This is a genomic window from Sphingomonas sp. CCH9-F2 (assembly GCF_001556735.1).
Classification (GTDB): Bacteria; Pseudomonadota; Alphaproteobacteria; order Sphingomonadales; family Sphingomonadaceae; genus Sphingomonas; species Sphingomonas ginsenosidimutans.
In genome coordinates this window covers 1-1902 of the sequence record NZ_LSJO01000474.1, presented here as the reverse complement: position 1 = coordinate 1902, position 1902 = coordinate 1, and the positions used below count along the sequence as shown (strand labels likewise).

Below are 1902 nucleotides of genomic sequence, written 5' to 3'. Positions count from 1 at the left end.
CGGTCGCCTGCCGGAGCCGGAGGCGTGCGGCACAGCGTTCCTCAAGGTGCCGCTCAACCACTTCGGCGCGGGCAAATGACCGAACCAACGCCGCCAACGCCCGGTGATGATGGCGATGCCCAGCGTATCATCTTCGCCATTACCGCCGCGCTGCTCGTCCTCGTCGTCACCTACAAGGTAGGGCAGTCTGACGCGCCCGTGCAGGCACCCGTCGAGGTAGCAGCGGACGCCGCCTTTTCGCCACCGGCGGAAAGCACCATCCCCGCCGGGCCGGACGGCGACGCGATCCGGCGCGGTCGACTGATCTTCACCGCGAGCGCGGCTCATGCCGGCCAGTACGTCGGCAACGGCCTGACGTGCAGCAACTGTCACCTCGATGCCGGGCGGAAGGCCGATGCGTCCCCGATGTGGGCGGCCTGGGTCAGCTACCCAGCTTATCGCGCGAAGAACGGCCGGGTGAACACGATGGAGGATCGCATCCGCGACTGCTTCCTCTACTCGATGAACGCGCCCGCCTCGAAAGCCGGCGCCCCGCCGCCCTTTGGCGACGATATCTACCGCGATCTCCAGAGCTATTTCGCCTGGCTCGCGACCGGCGCGCCATCCGGCAAGCCGCTGCCCGGTCGCGGGTTCATAAAGCTCGCCACAACCCCGATCGGGCACGATCCGGTTCGCGGCGCGATTGTGTTCGCCGGCCAGTGCGCATCATGCCACGGTGCGAACGGCCAAGGGCAGGCGAACCCGGACGGCAGCTATACTATCCCGCCGCTGTGGGGAGCGCGCTCCTACAATTGGGGTGCGGGCATGACCGGGCTGGCGTCGGCTGCCGGGTTCATCAAGGCCAACATGCCTTATGGTGAGGGCAACACGCTGACGGATCAGCAGGCGTGGGATGTCGCCGCCTATGTCGATAGTCGCGAGCGACCCCGCGATCCGCGGCAGACCGGGACTGTCGAGAGCGCACGTAAGCAGTTTCACCCCAAAGGGGACTATTATGGTCAGGAGATTGACGGAAAAATGCTTGGCAGCTGATCGCTCGGCTTCCTAACCAGTGTCACAACCGAACGGTTTTGACACCATTCCTTGAGTAGCCAAGTCAGCTAATCGCTTAGTGACCTAGCCGTAATGGATAAGTTGAGTCACTGCTGTTTTCTGCTTTCGTTCTCCACGATACTGAATCATAGAATTGTTATGCCAATCGCGCGTGAACATCGCTGGCTCTACCCGATTGACTGGCGTGAACTATCTGCCTTCATCCGGTTTGGCCGCGCCAAAGGACGCTGCGAACATTGTCAGCGCCCGCATGGTCGTCATGTGCTGCATCTGGGCGATGGTGTTTGGTGGGATGAGGACATAAGCAGGTGGCGCAACGGGCAGGGCAGGTGCGTTCGCCGCCTGCCGCCGCCCGACGCCCTCTTATGCGCGCAACCTGGCTTCGTCGGCATTGATCCACCTTCACAAGTGCGGATCACGCGCGTGGTTCTTGCTAGCGCGCATCTGAACCATGATCCGAGCGATAACCGACCACGCAACCTCGCTGCACTCTGCCAGCGGTGCCACATGCGCCACGACGCCAGCGAGCATCGCCGACGTCGGTGGATCAACGCCTTCCGTATGCGTGCGATCGGCGATCTATTTGCCTGATCCGAAATCTCCTGCTGACCGCCTGGGAGCTAATCAAAGATCACTCAGTCGGTGAATCGAACGCTGTCAGGATTGGGCACGGCCCTGCCGATCCCGAGCCGCACTCGCTGGCAAGCCGACGCAGCGAAGCACGCGCCTGTTCAAGCTCGGCGATCTTCGCATCCAGCGCCGCCATCTGCTCATGGGCGAGCTGGCGCGCACGCGCGCGATCGTCGGTCGCATCCAGCGCCAGAAGCTCACCGATCTGCTCGAGCGTGA

General features: G+C 63.2%; 3 protein-coding genes. 2 read left to right on the top strand and 1 reads right to left on the bottom strand.

Annotated features, from left to right (window positions below; genetic code table 11):
* Nucleotides 1–75 precede the first annotated feature (75 nt).
* Nucleotides 76–1032, top strand: coding sequence for a c-type cytochrome (locus AX685_RS13195; protein WP_056432833.1), 957 nt, complete (start codon nt 76–78; stop codon nt 1030–1032).
* Nucleotides 1033–1125: 93 nt separating this feature from the next.
* On the top strand, nt 1126–1644 hold the full coding sequence (locus tag AX685_RS21100) for a hypothetical protein (RefSeq protein ID WP_231376781.1): 519 nt from the start codon (nt 1126–1128) through the stop codon (nt 1642–1644).
* A gap of 40 nt (nt 1645–1684) precedes the next feature.
* Here AX685_RS21100 and AX685_RS13190 read toward each other — a convergent pair.
* Nucleotides 1685–1902: MerR family DNA-binding protein (locus AX685_RS13190; protein ID WP_156445802.1), on the bottom strand; the 218-nt coding region annotated here is incomplete at its 5' end.

Bases quoted from the DNA above. Each gene is read 5' to 3' on its own strand.
- AX685_RS13195 (WP_056432833.1), top strand. From the start codon at position 76: ATGACCGAACCAACGCCGCCAACGCCCGGTGATGATGGCGATGCCCAG.
- AX685_RS21100 (WP_231376781.1), top strand. From the start codon at position 1,126: ATGGATAAGTTGAGTCACTGCTGTTTTCTGCTTTCGTTCTCCACGATA.